Origin of the sequence: Laspinema palackyanum D2c (genome assembly GCF_025370875.1) — a bacterium.
Lineage (GTDB): Bacteria > Cyanobacteriota > Cyanobacteriia > Cyanobacteriales > Laspinemataceae > Laspinema > Laspinema palackyanum.
In genome coordinates this window covers 270,956-289,165 of the sequence record NZ_JAMXFD010000003.1, presented here as the reverse complement: position 1 = coordinate 289,165, position 18,210 = coordinate 270,956, and the positions used below count along the sequence as shown (strand labels likewise).

Genomic DNA, 18,210 nt, shown 5'->3' with positions numbered 1-18,210 from the left:
CCTGCCTGTCCTAATGACCACAACACTCAATGGCATCATGTGTTGGGGGATTAACCAACTGCCAGATAAATATGACTTAGGGGTTCCGTCAGAAATAATTATTGGTCTAACACTCTGTTCTGTATTGGGAATTGTTTTTTTTAGTTCTCAACCCAGTGAATCTCAGAACAGTTCGGAAACGACTAGCGTCTCTTCAATGTGGATACTTGGGTTACTTCCTGCTCTTGGTAGTATTATCCTTTTCTTGTTGATCAAAGATGGTCATGTGCCAAGTGAATTCAGCAAGGCAGCCGGTTATGCGTCTTTGTTTTTGTTTATAGCCGGAACATTGCTACCAGGAATAATAGCTTTCTGGAAGGTTCAGCAACCCATCCTAGTTGCATCAGCATTTGGTAATAGTTTAAATGATCCTGATGCTCGTCAAGCTGCTCGGCGTGCTGCTCGCGAAAGTGTCTTGAAAGATATGTCTACTCAAGTCCAAGCACGTTTAACCCACTCTATCCACCGAGAGGCGTTGCGGCTGAATTTGGGCAAGGAACAGCAACCCCAGCAGGTGCAACGTCCTTGGGATATGTCCGTGAAGGTGGGGGAACAGCGCAGCGTTCAGTTACCTGCCCAAACGACGATTCTGGATGTGTTTGATAATCCCACAATTTCCGGCAAGTTCCTGATTTTGGGCAAACCGGGGGGCGGCAAAACCACGACCTTATTAGAGTTAGCGGAAGCCTTGATTGAGCGGGCAGAAGGGGATAGCGATGCCCCGATTCCGGTGATTTTGGAGCTTTCGAGTTGGCAGGACGTGACAAAACGGGAGTTTCCCAAAGTCTGGGAACAGAAAAAATATGACCCTTCGATTAAGGAGTGGGTTCTGTCTCAGCTTATGAGTAAGGGGGTGAGTCAGGAGATGGGGGAACAGTGGCTTCGGGAGAAGGAGTTAGTGCTGTTGTTGGATGGGTTGGATGAATTGCGATCGGAACGTCAGAGGAAGTGTGTCCAGGCAATTAATCAGTTTTTAAGCAGTGAGTTTTCGCCGTTACATTTGGTGGTGTGCAGTCGCAAGGAGGAATATGAAGTCTATGAGGAGATGTTGCACTTAAATGGGGCGATTTGCTTGGAGGATTTGACAAATGAGCAAATTCGGCATTATTTTACATCGGTCAATTTAGGGGAATTTTGGGAGAGTATCAAGGGTTCGGAGAAGATTGTCGATTTCATTCGTCAACCGTTGTTTTTGGCGGTTACAAGTCTTGCTTATCAGCAGATTGATGTTGAGGAGTGGCGGAATTGCAACACTGAAGAGAGGGCGATCGATTATTTGCTCGGTGTTTATCAGGTTACGATGCTCAAATTTTATGCCACCAATCAACGGTACTCATCTGCCTTAAACATTCAAAGTTATCTTTCATTATTATCTAAATATTTAGATGAGAGTGAAAGTGTTATAGTTTACTTTCTTTCTCCCAGAAAAATTTTTAATTTAATATTTGGCAAAGAAATAACCGAAGTTTTTGAATTTTTTTTATTATGTATTTGTTGGATTCCGTGTCTGTTATTATTGATTTATTTGTCTTATGAAACGCTGAATGTAAGCAACAATTTGTATTGGGATTTTTATGGATTTTTAAATATAATTAGAAGTATCCTGAGTGTGGCTTCTCATCTATTAGTAGGACTATTTTTAATTACTCTTTATGCCATAGTTATTGTACCTATTTATGTTGTTTTATTGGTGCCTTTAATTATTACCAGTAACCTAGATGAGATATGGGTCTGGACTGGAGAGCAAAGGATAGAGCAAGATTCTTTAGAATTTTCTATTTTCCTGTCTAAGATCCTATTCATACTATTTTTCTTTGGTTACTCCTTTGCCACATCTGCGGGGACTGATGGGTTTTTCATGATTATATTTTTGGTTTTATTTCTGGGGGTTTCAATCTTTCCAATATCTTGGTTTTATCTCTCCATTTTTCTATTTTTAAAAAATATTTATTATGTATCAAGGGTATTTTTAAATATGATTTTCACAAGTTTATTTTGCTTCGCTTATACATTTTTACTTAAATTTACTTTATCCTGGATATATCCACCAGCAGCTAATTTGACCCCAGCTAATTTGACTCATTTGACCCCCTTAATGTTTTCGCTTTATGTTGGAATTGTTTGGGCTGGGGGGCTTGACTTAATCAAATATTATCTATTTCGCCTGATCCTTGGCTTAACAGGTCAAATGCCCTGGAATATCACCCGCTTCCTCGACTACTGTACAGAACGCCTCATCCTGCAAAGAGTCGGCAACCGCTACCGCTTCATCCATCGTCTGGTGCAAGAACACTTCGCCAAATTGGAAATCCAGAAAGAGTAAAGCGCATCGAAGAAAATCCTTTCTTAATACGCCGTCAAAAAATTACTGGATTATCAACCCCATAAAACCATGAACCCAACTCAATATCAACTTTCCCTCAGCTTTGAACAAGTTTTGAGCCTAGTCAAACAACTTCCAGAGGCTGACAAATTAAAACTCAGTGAAGCGTTATCCAAAGAATTGCTAGATAGCAAACTGACTCATCTTCTAGAAATTTTCAAGACTGATGAAATCTCCTTAGAAGAAATCACCCAAGAAGTCGAAGTCGTCAGAACAGAAATTTATGACCAGCAAATCGGCCATTCTTGTACATCCCCAGATACATAGAACCCCGGTTTCTGAAAACTTGGCTATAATCGGATCAACCCTTACCCTGTTCTCAACATGACATTCACCACAGATACTCCTGTAACCTGGCAATACCTAGAAATTGATACTCAAAATCAGGCAACAATTGTCAATAGTCGCGTTTCAGTTGCCCAACTGATTCAAGAAAAACACGCCCACGGGTGGAGTCCAGAAGAACTGCACTTTCAACACCCAGAAATCCCCCTTGCTGCCATTTATTCAGCCCTCAGTTATTACTACACCTATCAACCCCAGATTGATGCTCAAATTGCTCAAGAACAGGAAGAAATCCAGAACCTGCAAGCTGATTTAGTTACAATGGGAGTCGGTCATCATACCGCCGATTTTAAACAGGCACTTCAGCAAAAACGGCAGCAGCAGGGATAAAAAATGGCAATCTCCTACTATTTCGATGCTCCAGTCCATCGAGCGATTAAAATTGGTTTACAACTGAGAGGGGTTGAGGTTATGACCGCTCAAGAAGACAATAATAGTAGTGCTATTGATGAAATAATTTTGAGTCGTTCTTTGCAACTCAAGCGTCCTCTTGTAACCACAGATCACGATTTTTTAGTTTTAGCTAAAAATTGTGTTGCTCAAGGTGAAGCGTTTACAGGGATTTTCTTTTTAAGTCCTAAAGTTTCCATTGGTTATGCGATAGAAGAGTTAGAGGTTTACGCCAAAATTGGAGAATTAGAAGATTTCGCCAATCAAGTAATTTTTGTTTGATGTTGAACTGCTGCCGCTTTATCGATTAGAGTCAAACCAATGAACTTTGTTGTTTGCATCAAAAACACAGACTATGCCGCTTCCCTAGAAGTTCGCAAGATTTATCAAGTCTTACCGGACTCAACAGCGAATAGTCATCAAATGCTGCGGATAATTGATGAATCAGGGGAAGATTATCTCTATCCTAACGCCTATTTTATGCCTATTGAACTATCCCCTCCTCTGCAACAAGTTCTGGAAATGTCTTAGGTTGAGTGGAATCAAAGAAACCGGGTTTCTGTCAGGGTTTCTGTATCCTAACCGAGATATCCATAGAAACCCGGTTTCTCAGCATTTAGCTACAATGGGATGAGTTAGCGTAAATCCGGGAGAATTAGACATCAAGCACAAATCAGAAAGACTCATGCTGAACATACAACTAGACCCCGAAACCGAAGCCCGTTTAGTGGAAATTTTAGCCAGGGAAAAAACGACTAGCGATGAATTGATTAAACGCTTGGTTCAAGAACGCTGGTTGAGTTTACAACCCCGCCAAACCATTGTCGAAAGACGTGGGGGACATCCTGAACATCTGTTAGAAGATGCGCCGCCTGATTTGTCCGAAAGGGCTAATCGCAAAAAGGCGATCGCTGATTATTTGCAAAAGAAACATCCTCAATACGATTTGCAATACCCAAGCTACAACTGTGATTCTAATCAGATTACCAATATCCTTTAGTAGTTGCACAACAAGCTGGAACGATAGAAGGCGACATTGCCTTCCTCGCCGACGAAACCCTAGAAGGGCCATTAAAAGGCTTTCCCCCAATCAACCGAATCTGATATCCGCCCTTGAAAGCGGGTTAGAGGAGATTTAAGGTTTAATTATCGTCCGGTCGAAAGCGCAAACTATTAAGGCTTGTCACCCTTGCAATTGTCTCAAAATCACGGTCATTATGAATTAAAATTAACTGATGTTCTATGGCAAGTTGAGCAATACAACAATCGATACTACTTCTAACCGTTAACCCCTGTCGTTGCAAATCGTAATAAATTCGGGCAGCCGCAACCCAAGTATGAGGAGTGGGTTCGATGTAGTCTTGGTCTTGCAGATAGGTTTCTAACAGCCTCCACTCTCGTTCATCTCGGCAACCTTGCAACAGTTCCATCTGAGTGAATCGGCTCAAAAAAATGGATTGCTCATTAATCAGTGCTGACAAAGATTGACGGACGGCATCAGTCCTGTCTCGGAAAACCGCAATCCAAACCGATGTATCAATCAGAAACATTTCGGTTTTCCCGTAAGGATTTATAGTCGTAATTTGTGGAGAATTGAATCTGTCCGCTCAACTCTAGTAAATTGCGTTTTTTGCGGTTACGGATTAACTCTGCCAAAGCAAAATTAATTAATTCTTGTTCTGTTTGAATATTGGTTAATCGCAATGCTTCTTCGACCAATTCTTCATTAAGTTCGATGGGATTTTTCATAGTTAATAATTCAGTGAAATTTCTGATTAATTAGAGCCTAGCCTAACTCATGTTAACATTTTTTGGCTCAATGCCCCCTAGGAACCAAGACCCTCAGCGAACTCATCTGGGCCACCATCTGTCCCGAGGAAGACTCACCGGCATCCGCTACCCTAGCCTAACAGCGCTGGCACCAAAGCCCCCTAAAACCTCTTACCCTATCGTCCCTACGAAACCGACCCCAGAACTCATTGCTTTTTGCCAAAAACTGACCCGGGAAATAGCCGTAGCCTTCCTCACCGAGGAACCCCTAGAAGCGCCCTTAAAAGGCTTTCCTCCCAATCAACCGAATCTGATATCAGCCATTGAAACCGGGTTAAAGGAGATTTGAGCAGCCAAGAAACGGGGTTTCTGAACCCTCACCCCAAATCCCCAAATTCGCTACAATATCAGCAAACCCTAGCCTTCAGCTAAAACATGGAATCAATTGTTAAATTTATTGTTTCTACTCCTCTAGGGTTCACAGTCCGCACCAACGAAAACTACTGGCAAACATTGCTCATCAAACATCCAGATATTGCCCATTATGAAACTGAAATTCAGCAAACCCTTAATCAACCCGAGGCCATTTACCAAAGTCAGCGCGATATTAATGTCTTGCTATTTTATCGCACCCTCAAGGCAAAATGGAGAGGGTTATTTGATTATAGTTTACCAAACTGATGCAATTAAAACAAGAACAAAATTATGGTCCAAATAAAAGTATTTTACGAACCTGAAACCGAACTATTAACCATTTTTTGGCAATCCCCCCGTCCTAACCAAATTGCTACGGAACTGGGGAATGATATTATCCTTTTCAAAGATGGAGATACCCATGAACCCATTGGTATCGAAGTATTATCCTATCGCCCTGGAGACGATCGCATTAGTGGCATTTCTCTAGAACTCGGCCAACAAAACCTAGTTAAAACCTGAAAAATCACTAATATCACTCCCGGAGTAATTCATAATGATTCGCATTCCCACTCATCGCCCCCCGACTCATCCTGGCGAGATGCTTTTAGAAGAGTTTCTGAAGCCGATGGAACTGGCCCAACGAGACTTAGCTGATGCTATTTATGTGCCTTATCAGAGAGTCAATGAGATTATCAACGGGCGGCGAGGAATCACTACCAGTACCGCTCTACGGTTGGCTAAATTTTTTGATATGGCACCGGATTTTTGGCTGAATCTCCAACTGCGTTGGGATTTATATCATACCCAACAGGAAGAGCAAGAGATTCTGAAGCAAATTTCCTCTGGGGGCAATCTGCTAAAATTTGAGTAGTCCCATTTTGTGAACCTCAGTATCCACAATTAACCGAAGAGGAGAAGCGTCTTTTTCTTCGGCTTAGAAGGGTTTTCCACCCCAACGAAACCGCCACAATAACTCATCGCCTTTTGTCAAAAACTGACCAGGGAAATAGCCGTAGCCTTTCTCACCAAACTGCCGATGAATGTTACAACTTGCTCAAGATTGACCCGTCTCATCCGTCCCTCCATTTCAAAAAACTGGGGAAAAAATATTGATTCGACTTATCAATACAGAATTATGCAGATTTGTCAAGAGGCGGTGTGAGTGGGCGAAAAAAAACTGGTCACGCGGGAGAAAATCTGGGAGGCGATCGCACCCCAACCTTGGCCCCATCGACAACGGTATCATCAGGGTTGGGGGCGAAAAATTGTGGCAAAATCTAGCAATTTTATAAACAAGCAAAACTGCTCCGCTGATAATACAGTTTACCATAATTCGTCAGATTGTCAAAAACTGCCCAAAACCCTTGTCAATTCGTTGGTGATGCGGGTATTAAATTTAAGGGAAAAACTGGGCAGGGTTTAAATACTTGCATCAGTGACAAGGTTTTAAATTGATTCGACTTATCAATACAGAGTTATGCTAGTTTGTCAAGATGGGGCACTCGGGGGCGAAAAAAACTGGTAACGCGGGAGGAAGCCAAGGTATTTATAGATATTCACTAGGAAACTTGAGTTGAGACTGTACCATAAAATCTCTATCGGGGATTACAAACTGAATTTGTTAATCAAATTTAAATATCCTATGCAGAAATGCTTTTATCAACCTGGCTTCTAAGTAGTGGTGCCGATGGTTTTCTACTGAGGCGATCGCCTCAGACCACTTTTTATTGCCCTTATGGAATCCCTGGGTGAGGAGATATCATCAACGGGAAAACAAACCTAGTCTTAGAAACTGGGTTTTTTTCCTAAATCTGGGTGGTGAAAAAGAGAGACTCCCCAAAACTGGTTTTATTGACATCTAACATGAGTTCAAATGAGATTGATCGGACCGAGCCTACAGATCTGTCCATGTGTTAAACTAACCTACAGTTCAAACCTGATTGAAGGTGACATCATGGCTAACGGGGAACACTTGCCAGCAACCTTGGATGAAGTCTCACTGCCTCAAGTCCTACCACCTATTCTGCTTCCCGCCTTCACCCGCGCCGATTTGCTCAGGCAAGTCCTCGATGGCCTCGCCCAACAATCTCTGCGTCCCCCGGTGATTATTGCTGTTGTCGATGGGCCGAGAAATGAGCGAGAACAGGCTTTAGTTGAGGAAACTGTGCAACTTCTTAAGGATTTCTCAGCTATTATTCCCGTTGAGCTAGTGCGGCGATCGCACAACTTAGGCTGTGATAAAAACATCGTTACTGCCTTCAACGAGACATTCCAAACCCATGACTCCCTCGTTTACCTAGAGGATGACATTGTTCCGAATCCTTGTTTTTATGACCGAATGTGTCGCCTATTAGCGGCCTATAAAAACCAAAAACAGGTTTTCTCGATTAGTGCTTATTCCTCAATTGCAGGCAACACCAAAGACCAAATCAAAGCCGATTTTTTTACCTCCCATCGGGTCTTTTCTTGGGGGTATGCCACCTGGGCAGATCGTTGGCAGGACATTGCTATGAGCGAAGATAAACTCTACTCTAACCCCTTTGGTGTATTTTATAAAATACCCCCGACAATAGAAACTCAGGCTACAATCATCAATCAATTTTGGCTGGAAAAACAACACACAACCGACTGGGTGATCACTATGACCCTGGAGGCACTCCATCAAAATAGAATACATATCATCCCGAAAGTGTCTTTTGTGTATAACATCGGCTTTGGCCACCCCGAGTCTAAAACCTATCGTGGCAAAGAACCAGCCTGGGTTAATGCTGGCTATGATCCCGAGGCTTGCCCGAATACATTACCGCCCAGTCTGGAACTGTTAGATTGCCTCCAGGCTCCCTTAACTGGCTCCCAGCTCATCCAGCGCCTGGGCAGACAGAAAGGGTTATGGCTCAGTCCCTCAGCCGTACTTTACTTATTGCGACACTATCCGGGTTGGTCCAGTTGGGGGTCTTGTCTCAAACTCTTTACCACTCGAATGCCAGTTCTCTTAAAACGTTGGCGCAGTGGGCAACTAATTTAAGACTTAGCCTTTAACCCTGGAACTTTCCTTGACGATAATCCTGTTTAAACTGCTCCAAGGCTTCCTCTAAGCGCGTCATTAGTCTCTCTAGACAGACATCACTACTCAGACAAGGAGTTGCTGTCTTAGCCAACTCCGAGAGCTCCTGAGCCGCTTTCCGTTGTCGCCACCAATCGCGCACCTGTTTTGCCGGAGATACTACCCAATCTACGACCGAGGCGGAAGCGTCTCCTGTCGCCCAGCCTCCCTGGGATGAGCGGGGGTGATAGAGATACCCCAGGGTCTGAGGATGATATTCTAATCCCACCGAAGCACACCAATCTTGCCACTTGAGCTCCAAAATAGCCGGGTGAGTTTTGGCGGCAATCCAAGGAACTCGTAACGCATCAGCGACAATTGCCCCGTGCATGGCTTCGGAAATTAGAACCTCGGTTTCGCGAATGCTGGTGATTACTTTGGCCCGATCCCAGGCCGGACTAATATAGCCGAAACCCTGTTGATCGCAGGCATTTTGCCAGCCATCGCCAGCAAAATCATAATGAGGCATATAGGAAAATTTATATTTCTTAGGCAGGGGATTGAGATCAATCAGTTTACGCAGTAAAAGGGCACCATCGGTGATCGCTAGGCCGGGGTCAACCCCTAAAAGTTGGGCAGAGATCGGTCCTCGTAAACAGTAAATGTGATAGGATTCATCTAAACTTAAGGCTTGCTTCTCATAGCCAGCCCCAGTGCTAAAAATAATTCTTTGCTTTGCCTTTGAGGTTCTTGATGCCAGGGCATTATTGAGTAAGGTGCCAATTCCGACAAAGACTGAACTGGGATCTTCATCTAAGATCCCATCAAGCAACTGCTCCCAAAGCCAGACGTTTAAGGCATCTCCAAAATTTTGCCGTCCCTCTGGGTACTTACAATAATAAAGTTTCATCGCTGCTGATCTATGTTGGAAATACAGTTAGGGGAATCAGTTCTACAGTAGCACGATCGCCGTTGCTGTAACCATTCCGGGGGGTGTGGCTGTAGACTGGTTGACTGACAAAAGTTTAAGCGATCGCCGTAGGCTAAGGAGTCAGGTAAAAATAACTTGACCCCTTATACCGATACTCGGGGCTTTATTATAGGGAACTCCAAAAAATAAAATATCCAAAAATCCCGGACCCTTCAGGGTGGGGAAAAAAGCGGACGAAGCCCCAGAAGCGCGGGCTAATCGAGTAGTGTTAGGCCCTTAACCCTCGGATTTGGATGATTTATTTGTTGGAATACCCAGAGTGCGTCGAAACTCAAGAATTTTATCTAGCTAATTACTAATACTGACCATGAGGTTTTCCCCTCGACATGACTAATATTGTTCGATTCAGGAGTGTGAATAGCTTCTTTCATCGGCTTGGACTGCTTCCAGTAGACCCGATGGGTTTGAATCTGGACATTGCCGATAACTCGGCTTTCCTAGACCACTCGCCGATTTGGGCAATGCGACAAGACAACGCTTGACCTGAAACTGTACAAAAAAGGGCGGATGAATGCTACAACTTGCTCAAGGCTGATCCGTCTCATCCATCCATCCCTCTCAAAAAACTGGGCCAAAAGTATTAGTCTGTTAGCGTCGGGTTAAATTATCCTGCTTTGGGTGTTGAAGAAGAGAACGGCATTTCTTGGTTTTGGATGGGAACATAGCCGAGTATGACCGATTGATTACCAAATAGCCGTCACTCCACTCTCGCCTCAGCCTCCGGAACTCGGGTTTTTCACCCCCCTGTGACCTATTATTATGTTAAGAAATATGCGAGTAACACATCGATTGGAAAGGGGGGCATTTTATCCGGGCAAAATGGGTCTTTTTACATCTTAGGGTCTTTGTAATTACGGTCGATCGCGGTTGGAGGTTTGCTCCTGCTCCCAATTGAGGAAAGGGGCCTGAGCAACTTCTGAGAGGTTGATGGATTCTAGGAGCGCATTCCATTTTGGCCGTAAGATGGGGTCGTTGGGGTTGTCCTGGAGGAGTTGGGCGAGGGTGCCGATCGCGTCAAACCACAGGATTTCCCGCTCGTAAACGGCAATGCGATCGCGGGATGTGAGTTGTTCTAGTTCCTGGGTCAACGTCGGTGAGGGTTCCACCCGTTCTATCCAACCTCCCAGGGATAAAATCGAGGGGTCTGATGCTTTCGGATTGCAAATCAGTGAGAAGTACCAACTATAAAGTTGATTGACTTGCAAGGGGGGGAGATTCTCATCATCGGGTAGGGTCAGGGCGATGGTTCCCCCGCCAGCGGGTAAAGGAACTCTGTGCTGATAAATTTCTTGCACGTTTTCAGGGTCCGATTCATCCACTAGGAGAAATTCCATCTCAATGGGCCCGGAACTCGCTTCCTCAATTTTAGGGACGTAAAACAAGAAGGTGGGGGTATCCGAGAGGGTCAGTCCTAGGTTATTCTCTGGAACTAGGGCAATCATGCCGGATGCACTCTTCGGACAGTTCCCCCGAGTTCCGCCACCAATTCGTCGTCCGGGTGCGCCTTCGGGGGTTTCAAATACGTTCCAATCCGTGGGTAACTCATTTTGGGCGATCGCCCTGTGAGCAGCACCAGGGTGCACGGGGTTAGTCAAACCGGCACTCCCACCGAATGCCACAGAGAATGCCATCGAGAGGGAAATTAAGGCGAAAGAAGACTTGCTCAACATCATCATAAGAGGGGCCTTGTGGTGAATTTAGACAGTAAAAGCAGGCAGGATAACGAGATGGACCAGTCCGGCTTCAGAGGGAACCGCTCTCTCTGAACACATTGAATCCCACTAAAATTGCTAAATTAGCAACCGTGCACCCCAAACCGTAGCGCTCGCGGGGTTTTTTAACCCCCACTCCTGCGGTTTCCCAAGGATCTGCACCCTTCAACAGACATCACCCTGCTCTTAGATGGGGTGGCGATCGCGGATTCATACCGATCGCCGGTTTAAACCTTTCGATAAGTGTTTAAATCCATCATAACCGCTCTGAGCCCAAGGGCAAACTTTCTGTCTCTTCCGGGAGACAAGTTAAGGAAGACTTGAGAAAGCCATTGCCATCACTCTACCTGTAGTTATCCCTTGATCTCCTATCCCTTTTAGCACCCTTAGATTAGTTTTCTATGAGCTTTGATTCACCTGTTCTCTCCCATCAAATTGACCCCTGGTTACGCACGATTAGACCTTATGGCGTCTATGAGCTGCACTCTATGGCGTTTGTCGGTGATGCACTGATTGCCATTGATTCCGCCCGGGGCTATCTCCTAGAAATTGACTGTACCAACGACAACACCAAAATTCTCAATCCCTATCATGCTTCGGAATTTGTTGATACCACGGGCCTTTGCTTCTGGGAAGATACCCTCTGGCTAACCCGGGAAAACAGCGTTTATTTTTGTGAAAATGCTCGGTCCGGTTTGGGAATTCAAGAACTCAATCCTCAACATTTCGTCACCTTGCCCTATCCTGCCAATGGGGTAGCGGTTTGGGGTTCTACAGTTTATGTCAGTTCTCAAAAAACCGGCTACATTTTGATTTTTAACCGCAAAACTGGGGAGGAAATTACCCGGTTTTACGCCCCAGGAATTGGGGTGGAAAGTTTAACGGTCCAGGCAGAATACCTCTGGGTTTCCGATTCTGAGGAACAAACGGTTTACTGTCTCGATCGCGCCACGGGTACTGTCCTTTTTAGCGTCCTGACTCCCTTTGAACATCCCTCCGGTTTGGCCTTTCATCGCCATCCAGAAACCGGGGAAGAAATTCTCTATGTGGCTTATGCTTCGGAAGAAATCTATATTCGGGATGACCCGAATTCCGCCGATCCGCACCAATTGGCCTTTCGCGATCGCACGTTTATTCATCCGTTGCATTTTCATTACCATGAAGATGAGTATTTTGCTTTATCCAACGGCTATCTCATGGAAATTTCCTACGTTGAGGAACTCTCTCCCCTGGATGAGTTGGACCTCACCGGTTTGGAATGGCGGATTGCCTTTCCGGCAGAAACTCCCCGGCAAAAATTGAAGAAAATTGAGGCGATCGGACTGCCTTTTCAAGAAGAAATTCTCGATGGACAGCGAATTGCTGTATTTAAATTCGACAGTCTCAAACCTCATGAGGCGCGAGTCTTTGGGTGGAAAGCTTTGTTAGAGGTTCGGAGTATCAAGTACCGTCTTTCCCCTCGGGATGTGGAAAATCTGCCCGAACTGCCGCCAGAATTTGCCGATCGCTATTTAGTCGATAATGACAATCTGGCAATGGAGACGGAAATTGTTCGCAAGGCAGCAGTCGAGGCGATCGGGACCGAAACCAATCTCCTGCGAAAAGTCCTAAGTATTCGCGATTATGTCTACGAAAAACTCGACTACGGCATCAAACCCCACATTGATACCCCCGATATCGTCCTCGAACGCGGTATCGGTTCCTGTGGCGAATATGTGGGTTTAATGTTGGCCCTGTTGCGGTTAAATGGGATTGCCTGTCGCACCGTGGGACGTTACAAATGCCCCCCACACCCCGATCGCCAAGGGGTTCCCATGCAACCGGACTACAATCACGTCTGGTTGGAGTTCTACATTCCCGGATTGGGTTGGATCCCAATGGAATCCAATCCCGATGATAATCAAGATAGCGGCCCTAACCCCATGCGGTTTTTTATGGGATTAGCTTGGTATCATGTGGAATTGGGCAAAGGGATCCGGTTTGAAAGTCTCAAACTCAAGGGAGTCCCCTTACATAAAAGCGAGATCCGTCTGGGGGATTTGGCAATCAATCACGTCCGATTCACGATTTTAGGTGAACTGCCACCACCTAACTAAAATAGCCCCCTCAGCGGCCCTCTGTTCAGGTGACTTCCCACGAGATGACTGCCGTCCCTTAAACTCGGACTTTGTTAACACTGATTTTTGATTGGGGAGGACTTGTGGACACGACTATCTATACTGTTCTAGCAACCGGAACCCTCGGGTTGATGGTCCTGGTAACGGGAGGAATTATCTATCTCACCGCAGCAGAATGGCGCGATCGCCGCCGTCAGGAAAAGGAGAAACGCTCTCGTTAAGTTCTCAGAAACTAGGACATCGGTCTAGTATTGAGATCAATCTGAGATCTTGCACCCGTTGCAACAACCGGCGGGGGATCAATCGATTGGCGGCCTCATAGCTCAAGTCGGTTAAATCTGACATCTTGCACCACTCTCAACAACCGGCGGGGGATAAATCCCCCGCCTAATAGCTAAAGTCGGTTAAAAACCGACTGCAAGTCTTATCCCGTGGTGTTTTCAGTCGGTTTCAACCGACTGCAAGTCTTATCCCGTGGTGTTTTCAGTCGGTTTCAACCGACTTTAGCTATTAGGCGGGGGATTTATCCCCCGCCGTAGAGGCGCTTTTATAAGCGCCTCTACAGGCTAAAAGGTTTTAACCCCCGTCGGGTGTTGCTTTAGCTATGAGATCGCCAACGTTTGAACCCCCGTCGCTTGTTGCTTTTACCGGGTTTTCGGCCCTTGGTTCTCATACTGGACCCATACTCTAGGAATTCCTCCAGGAGTCACCCTCTCATCCCGGACTCTGGAAGGAAGCGGGGAATTAAACCCCCCGCCTCCTACTGGAAGTATTGACGCGGTTGAATTTATAACTACTTCATCCCTAAAGACTTGGCCGAAAAACTCGCTTTTTATTTAGACGATACCCAAACCCGGGCTGGAAAATGGATTAACCTCTTTTTGACCAGTCTGGTTTTATTATCTTCGGCTATATTTGTTATTGAAACCTATAAAATTCCGATTCAGATTGCCTTGATTTTAGATAATCTGAATACTTTAATTTTAGTGGTATTTTTCATTGAATATGTTTTGCGCTTCTGGGCTGCACCCCATAAAATAACTTACTTTTTTAGCCTTTATTCTCTTATAGATTTAATCGTTATTCTACCCTTATTTATCGGGAACTTCGGGATTAGCTATTTGCGGCTATTGCGATGGTTTAGGATTTTGCGGTTGCTGCGCTTTGTGGAAAGTCAAGTTTTTTTTGACAGTACCGAGGGGGAAGACCAATTAATTATTCGCCGGATTATCTTTACTTTATTTACCATTGTTTTTGTTTACTCCGGGTTAATTTATCAAGTCGAACATCCCACAAATCCCCAGGCATTTCGTACCTTTATCGATGCGGTCTATTTTTGTGTCGTGACGATGACAACCGTGGGATTTGGGGATGTGACGCCCTTATCTCAAGGGGGGCGATTGCTAACAATTTTGATGATTATTTCGGGAATTGCGCTGATTCCGGGACAACTCGGGGCGTTAATTAAAGAATTAGTGAGAAATGCTAACCGGGTGGAAACCCCTTGCGGAGGATGTGGGTTGTCTCGTCACGATCGCGATGCTCTGTTTTGCAAGGTTTGTGGCACTTCGTTACAGTCGTCCCCTTTGAATCCGGCGCGATCGCCAGATGCTCAAAAGTAAGGCGGTGGGTGGATACGTTGCCCAGTTTGGGTGAGCAAATGGCTCAATTTGTAGGAACAGAGGGAAGGATTGATTGAGACCCTTTCCGGGGATTTTGCCTACATTACCACAGGGGCGATCGCCGATAGACTGGAGCGATTCTGAACCATTCCTGATAAGAACATAGGTTGTCTCAATTGTCAAGGTTTTACAAATGTTAAAATTTAGGTGAAAATATGCTACAAATTGTTAAGGATTTTGGCTAAAATGGCAAAAAAATAACGCCGCCAGAAACTACCGCTGAACCAAAATAGACTAACGACTCATCAGGAAGGTTAAAAGGGAGGAACTCGATCTGGACATTCGAGGGCCATGCTTTCGACTTGCATCTATCTCTCAATTTGGAATGGGTTCGGCGAATGGTCGGGGTTTGCATCACTCTTTCCAGGCGGCACTCTCATTCGGATCCGTGGGATCCGAGGACCCTAGTCCAACTCGGTGTTCGGTGCGATCGCAGTGCGGAACTTTTGAAACTGGAAAAAGACCAGGCAAAAACCGGACCTCGGCGATCGCATGAGGGGACTCCACTCCACAACTCCGGAAACCCGATCTGCATTCCCTACCAGGAGGATTCCCACCATGCAACAGATTTCAGTTCATCACTCCCTCAAGGTGCAACCCAACCCCACCCTGAATGGCAATCCCAAAACCAGCCGATCGCCATCCTTGAAGCACTCACCGACTCTCCCCCAAAGCGAAGGCATCTTATCCCAATTTGTGGAATATGTTCCGGCAGCGGTGGCAATGGTCGATCGCCAGATGCGCTATTTGGCCTGGTCGCGACGGTGGGACCGTGAATATAGTTCCAGCGATCGCACCTGTGCCATTGGGCGATCGCATTATGAACTCTTTCCCCATCTGTGCGAATCCTGGCAACAGCGCTATCAACATTGTATAGAAACTGGAGAACCCTTGTGCCATGAGGATTGTCTCATTAAACCCAATGGCCAACTCGAATGGGTGAAATGGGAGATTCAACCCTGGATCGCCGCTGATGGCGAAATTGGCGGGTTGATGTTGTCTGCCGAACTCCTGACTGAGCGCAAACAACTCGCCGACGCCTTACAACTCACTCAATTTGCAATGGATAAAGCCGCAGATGCCGTCCTCTGGATGACCCCGGATGCTCACTTGAGCTATGTTAATGAAGCCGCCTGTCAGTTACTCGGCTATACTCCCGAAGAGTTACGAGCCCTCACCGTTTCTCAAATTGACCCCGCCTTTTCTCCCCCGATTTGGACCGAACATTGGCGAGCGATTAAACAGTTTCAAACCTTTACCTTTGAATCCAATTACTTCACTAAACAAAATCAGTCCATTCCCGTAGAAGTCCGGGTCAATTATTTAACCTTTAATGATCAAGAATATCACTGTGCCTTCGTCCGAGATATTAGTGAACGCAAACAAGCCGAATCCGACCTACAGAATGCCAATGAGCAACTCCAAGCCGTCTTGGATGCCGTTCCCGGTTTAGTCTCTTGGGTCAGTTCGGATTTACGCTATTTGGGGGTGAATCGCCATTTAGCCGCAGCCTTCCAAATGCCTGCGGATAGCTTTGCCGATCGCCCCGTGGGATTCTTACAAACCAGTCCCAAATTCTCCGAGATGGTTCAGGACTTTTTTGCCCGTCCTGAACGCACCCAATCCACGGAAATTACCTTAGAGTCCCAGGGCGAAACCCGCAGCTATTTAGTAGTTTCTCAGAAATATCAAAAAGGAACCAAAGCGGTTTTTATCGGCATTGATATCAGCGATCGCAAACAAATGGAGGTCGCTTTACGGCGGAGTGAAACCCTCTATCGCACCCTGGCGAAAAACTTTCCCAATGGGACCGTTTGTCTCTTTGATCAAGACCTGCATCACACCCTAGCCGAAGGCACCGAACTCCCCAAAGTTGGCTTATCTAAAGAATTAATCGAAGGCAAAACTTTAGCAGAAGCTTTCCCCTCAGACATTGCGACCCGCTACGAACCCCTCTATCGCGATGCTCTAGCGGGCAAGGAAAGCGTGACTGAAGTTCCCTTTGGAAGCCGTCTTTATCTCACCCATACCTTACCCTTGAAAAACGAACAGGGAGAAGCCATTGCGGGGATGATTATGACCCAAAATATTACCGAACGCAAACAAGCAGAAGATGCCTTGCGCCGTTCCGAAGAACGCTTCCGACAAAAAGCTGAAGAACTCAAACATACCTTACAGGAATTAAGACAAACTCAAACTCAACTGATTCAAACCGAAAAAATGTCGAGTCTCGGCCAATTGGTGGCTGGGGTGGCTCACGAAATTAACAATCCCGTAAGCTTTATTTATGGCAATATCGCTCATGCTCGCCAATATGTCCGGGACCTTTTAGAGCTAGTGGAACTGTATGGAAAAGAATATCAAAAACCTACCCCGAAAATTCAAGAGCATATCGAAGGAATTGGCCTCAATTTTTTGATGGAAGATTTTCCTAAACTGATGTCTTCCATGCAGGTAGGAGCCGATCGCATCCGGGAAGTGGTGCTGTCTTTGCGGAACTTTTCCCGTTTGGATCAAGCTCAGAAAAAGTCAGTGAATATTCATGAAGGGATTGATAGTACCTTACTGATTTTACAAAATCGTCTCAAGGCAAAAGCCGGAATGCCCAGCATTGAGGTGATTAAAGAATATGGGGAACTTCCCAACATCGAATGTTATGCCGGACAACTGAATCAGGTGTTTATGAATTTACTGGGAAATGCGATCGATGTTTTAGAGGAAGAGGGGCACAAACAGCTCAAAATGTGCGCCCGAGTTCCGAACCTGACGGGGAATGCTCCCGGAACCTTTACCCCCAGGATTTGCATTCACACTGAACGGGTAGGGGACTGCGCGTTGATCCGTATTTCAGATAATGGGCGAGGAATGAATGCCGATACCCAACAACATATTTTTGAGCCGTTTTTTACCACCAAAAACCCGGGGAAAGGCACGGGGTTGGGTTTATCGATTAGCTATCAAATTGTCGTGGAAAAACATGGAGGCAAAATTGACTGTAAGTCAAATCCGGGATTGGGAACGGAATTTATGATTACCTTACCCATTCCCTAACTTGGATTTGAGGAGGGAAACAGGCTGCATTTTCAATCAGCCAGTAACCGTCTGTTTCCGTGTACCTACGGTTGACAAGATGTTCTGAGTTGAGTTAATCCCTGGGTGAAGGTTTGAATCAGGGGGGTTCAGAGTCCACAAAATGACTTTCTTTGTCCCATCCAGATTGAGGGGTTTTAATTTTTTTTAAGTTTTTATAAAAAAAATTAGAGTGCGCCCTTATTCTGATATCTTTTATTAAAACCCTGGCCACAGGGAGGAGTGAAGGAG

The 18,210-nt window shown here is 45.4% G+C and carries 20 protein-coding genes and 1 pseudogene; 16 read left to right on the top strand and 5 right to left on the bottom strand.

Annotated features, from left to right (window positions below; all coding sequences use genetic code 11):
- Nucleotides 1-460: 460 nt before the first annotated feature.
- The 6 genes and pseudogenes from NG795_RS06385 to NG795_RS06360 form a co-directional block, all read left to right on the top strand.
- Nucleotides 461-2,362: pseudogene (locus NG795_RS06385) on the top strand (NACHT domain-containing protein); the annotation flags it as partial.
- A gap of 69 nt (nucleotides 2,363-2,431) precedes the next feature.
- The gene (vap15, locus tag NG795_RS06380) at nucleotides 2,432-2,689 is read left to right on the top strand and encodes a type II toxin-antitoxin system VapB15 family antitoxin (RefSeq protein ID WP_367287822.1); all 258 of its coding nucleotides are present in this window, start codon (nucleotides 2,432-2,434) and stop codon (nucleotides 2,687-2,689) included.
- 57 nt (nucleotides 2,690-2,746) lie between these two features.
- Nucleotides 2,747-3,097, top strand: a complete 351-nt coding sequence (locus tag NG795_RS06375) for a DUF433 domain-containing protein (RefSeq protein WP_367287821.1) — start codon at nucleotides 2,747-2,749, stop codon at nucleotides 3,095-3,097.
- A gap of 3 nt (nucleotides 3,098-3,100) precedes the next feature.
- Nucleotides 3,101-3,439, top strand: coding sequence for a DUF5615 family PIN-like protein (locus NG795_RS06370; protein ID WP_367287820.1), 339 nt, complete (start codon nucleotides 3,101-3,103; stop codon nucleotides 3,437-3,439).
- Between the two features lie 39 nt (nucleotides 3,440-3,478).
- Nucleotides 3,479-3,688: a hypothetical protein gene (locus tag NG795_RS06365; protein ID WP_367287819.1), complete on the top strand. Its 210-nt coding sequence runs from the start codon at nucleotides 3,479-3,481 to the stop codon at nucleotides 3,686-3,688.
- A 154-nt stretch (nucleotides 3,689-3,842) separates the two neighbouring features.
- Nucleotides 3,843-4,157 carry a hypothetical protein gene (locus tag NG795_RS06360; RefSeq protein WP_367287818.1) on the top strand — a complete coding sequence of 105 codons (315 nt, stop codon included), beginning with the start codon at nucleotides 3,843-3,845 and terminating at the stop codon, nucleotides 4,155-4,157.
- 142 nt (nucleotides 4,158-4,299) lie between these two features.
- On the opposite strand, the gene vapC is transcribed toward NG795_RS06360, so the two are convergent.
- Both vapC and NG795_RS06350 read right to left on the bottom strand, forming a co-directional pair.
- Nucleotides 4,300-4,707, bottom strand: coding sequence for a type II toxin-antitoxin system VapC family toxin (vapC, locus tag NG795_RS06355; protein ID WP_367287817.1), 408 nt, complete (start codon nucleotides 4,705-4,707; stop codon nucleotides 4,300-4,302).
- Nucleotides 4,694-4,906, bottom strand: coding sequence for a type II toxin-antitoxin system VapB family antitoxin (locus NG795_RS06350; RefSeq protein WP_367287816.1), 213 nt, complete (start codon nucleotides 4,904-4,906; stop codon nucleotides 4,694-4,696). The genes vapC and NG795_RS06350 overlap by 14 nt, the downstream gene beginning before the upstream one ends.
- A gap of 118 nt (nucleotides 4,907-5,024) precedes the next feature.
- Here NG795_RS06350 and NG795_RS28435 point away from each other — a divergent pair, with 118 nt between their 5' ends.
- From NG795_RS28435 to NG795_RS06325, 6 genes are all read left to right on the top strand, one after another.
- Entirely contained in the window at nucleotides 5,025-5,276 is a 252-nt protein-coding gene (locus NG795_RS28435; RefSeq protein WP_436836037.1) for an NACHT C-terminal alpha/beta 1 domain-containing protein, read from the top strand.
- Nucleotides 5,277-5,362: 86 nt separating this feature from the next.
- The gene (locus NG795_RS06345; RefSeq protein ID WP_367287815.1) at nucleotides 5,363-5,608 is read left to right on the top strand and encodes a hypothetical protein; all 246 of its coding nucleotides are present in this window, start codon (nucleotides 5,363-5,365) and stop codon (nucleotides 5,606-5,608) included.
- A gap of 24 nt (nucleotides 5,609-5,632) precedes the next feature.
- On the top strand, nucleotides 5,633-5,863 hold the full coding sequence (locus NG795_RS06340; protein ID WP_367287814.1) for a hypothetical protein: 231 nt from the start codon (nucleotides 5,633-5,635) through the stop codon (nucleotides 5,861-5,863).
- 34 nt (nucleotides 5,864-5,897) lie between these two features.
- Nucleotides 5,898-6,215: a HigA family addiction module antitoxin gene (locus NG795_RS06335; RefSeq protein WP_367287813.1), complete on the top strand. Its 318-nt coding sequence runs from the start codon at nucleotides 5,898-5,900 to the stop codon at nucleotides 6,213-6,215.
- Between the two features lie 291 nt (nucleotides 6,216-6,506).
- Complete coding sequence (locus tag NG795_RS06330) at nucleotides 6,507-6,767, top strand: hypothetical protein (RefSeq protein ID WP_367287812.1); 261 nt, start codon at nucleotides 6,507-6,509, stop codon at nucleotides 6,765-6,767.
- Nucleotides 6,768-7,298: 531 nt separating this feature from the next.
- Complete coding sequence (locus NG795_RS06325) at nucleotides 7,299-8,369, top strand: glycosyltransferase (RefSeq protein ID WP_367287811.1); 1,071 nt, start codon at nucleotides 7,299-7,301, stop codon at nucleotides 8,367-8,369.
- 10 nt (nucleotides 8,370-8,379) lie between these two features.
- On the opposite strand, the gene NG795_RS06320 is transcribed toward NG795_RS06325, so the two are convergent.
- Together NG795_RS06320 and NG795_RS06315 are read right to left on the bottom strand one after the other, a co-directional pair.
- Nucleotides 8,380-9,297 (bottom strand): polysaccharide pyruvyl transferase family protein, encoded by a 918-nt coding sequence (locus NG795_RS06320; RefSeq protein WP_367287810.1) that lies wholly within the window; start codon nucleotides 9,295-9,297, stop codon nucleotides 8,380-8,382.
- Between the two features lie 932 nt (nucleotides 9,298-10,229).
- Complete coding sequence (locus NG795_RS06315; RefSeq protein ID WP_367287809.1) at nucleotides 10,230-11,054, bottom strand: DUF928 domain-containing protein; 825 nt, start codon at nucleotides 11,052-11,054, stop codon at nucleotides 10,230-10,232.
- Nucleotides 11,055-11,491: 437 nt separating this feature from the next.
- Here NG795_RS06315 and NG795_RS06310 point away from each other — a divergent pair, with 437 nt between their 5' ends.
- From NG795_RS06310 to NG795_RS06300, 3 genes are all read left to right on the top strand, one after another.
- Nucleotides 11,492-13,186, top strand: coding sequence for a transglutaminase domain-containing protein (locus NG795_RS06310; protein ID WP_367287808.1), 1,695 nt, complete (start codon nucleotides 11,492-11,494; stop codon nucleotides 13,184-13,186).
- Between the two features lie 104 nt (nucleotides 13,187-13,290).
- The gene (locus NG795_RS06305; RefSeq protein ID WP_015148176.1) at nucleotides 13,291-13,428 is read left to right on the top strand and encodes a hypothetical protein; all 138 of its coding nucleotides are present in this window, start codon (nucleotides 13,291-13,293) and stop codon (nucleotides 13,426-13,428) included.
- Between the two features lie 591 nt (nucleotides 13,429-14,019).
- Complete coding sequence (locus tag NG795_RS06300) at nucleotides 14,020-14,829, top strand: ion transporter (RefSeq protein ID WP_367287807.1); 810 nt, start codon at nucleotides 14,020-14,022, stop codon at nucleotides 14,827-14,829.
- Between the two features lie 414 nt (nucleotides 14,830-15,243).
- Here NG795_RS06300 and NG795_RS06295 read toward each other — a convergent pair whose 3' ends face one another.
- Nucleotides 15,244-15,396, bottom strand: coding sequence for a hypothetical protein (locus NG795_RS06295; protein ID WP_367287806.1), 153 nt, complete (start codon nucleotides 15,394-15,396; stop codon nucleotides 15,244-15,246).
- A gap of 51 nt (nucleotides 15,397-15,447) precedes the next feature.
- Between NG795_RS06295 and NG795_RS06290 the strand changes: the two genes are divergently transcribed.
- The gene (locus NG795_RS06290) at nucleotides 15,448-17,940 is read left to right on the top strand and encodes a PAS domain-containing sensor histidine kinase (protein ID WP_367287805.1); all 2,493 of its coding nucleotides are present in this window, start codon (nucleotides 15,448-15,450) and stop codon (nucleotides 17,938-17,940) included.
- The last annotated feature ends 270 nt before the right edge of the window (nucleotides 17,941-18,210 follow it).

Bases quoted from the DNA above. Each gene is read 5' to 3' on its own strand.
- NG795_RS06365 (WP_367287819.1), top strand. From the start codon at position 3,479: ATGAACTTTGTTGTTTGCATCAAAAACACAGACTATGCCGCTTCCCTA.
- NG795_RS06310 (WP_367287808.1), top strand. From the start codon at position 11,492: ATGAGCTTTGATTCACCTGTTCTCTCCCATCAAATTGACCCCTGGTTA.
- NG795_RS06375 (WP_367287821.1), top strand. From the start codon at position 2,747: ATGACATTCACCACAGATACTCCTGTAACCTGGCAATACCTAGAAATT.
- NG795_RS06345 (WP_367287815.1), top strand. From the start codon at position 5,363: ATGGAATCAATTGTTAAATTTATTGTTTCTACTCCTCTAGGGTTCACA.
- NG795_RS06340 (WP_367287814.1), top strand. From the start codon at position 5,633: ATGGTCCAAATAAAAGTATTTTACGAACCTGAAACCGAACTATTAACC.
- vap15 (WP_367287822.1), top strand. From the start codon at position 2,432: ATGAACCCAACTCAATATCAACTTTCCCTCAGCTTTGAACAAGTTTTG.
- NG795_RS06315 (WP_367287809.1), bottom strand. From the start codon at position 11,054: ATGATGATGTTGAGCAAGTCTTCTTTCGCCTTAATTTCCCTCTCGATG.
- NG795_RS06325 (WP_367287811.1), top strand. From the start codon at position 7,299: ATGGCTAACGGGGAACACTTGCCAGCAACCTTGGATGAAGTCTCACTG.
- NG795_RS06360 (WP_367287818.1), top strand. From the start codon at position 3,843: ATGCTGAACATACAACTAGACCCCGAAACCGAAGCCCGTTTAGTGGAA.
- NG795_RS06320 (WP_367287810.1), bottom strand. From the start codon at position 9,297: ATGAAACTTTATTATTGTAAGTACCCAGAGGGACGGCAAAATTTTGGA.
- vapC (WP_367287817.1), bottom strand. From the start codon at position 4,707: ATGTTTCTGATTGATACATCGGTTTGGATTGCGGTTTTCCGAGACAGG.
- NG795_RS06290 (WP_367287805.1), top strand. From the start codon at position 15,448: ATGCAACAGATTTCAGTTCATCACTCCCTCAAGGTGCAACCCAACCCC.
- NG795_RS06370 (WP_367287820.1), top strand. From the start codon at position 3,101: ATGGCAATCTCCTACTATTTCGATGCTCCAGTCCATCGAGCGATTAAA.
- NG795_RS06350 (WP_367287816.1), bottom strand. From the start codon at position 4,906: ATGAAAAATCCCATCGAACTTAATGAAGAATTGGTCGAAGAAGCATTG.
- NG795_RS06335 (WP_367287813.1), top strand. From the start codon at position 5,898: ATGATTCGCATTCCCACTCATCGCCCCCCGACTCATCCTGGCGAGATG.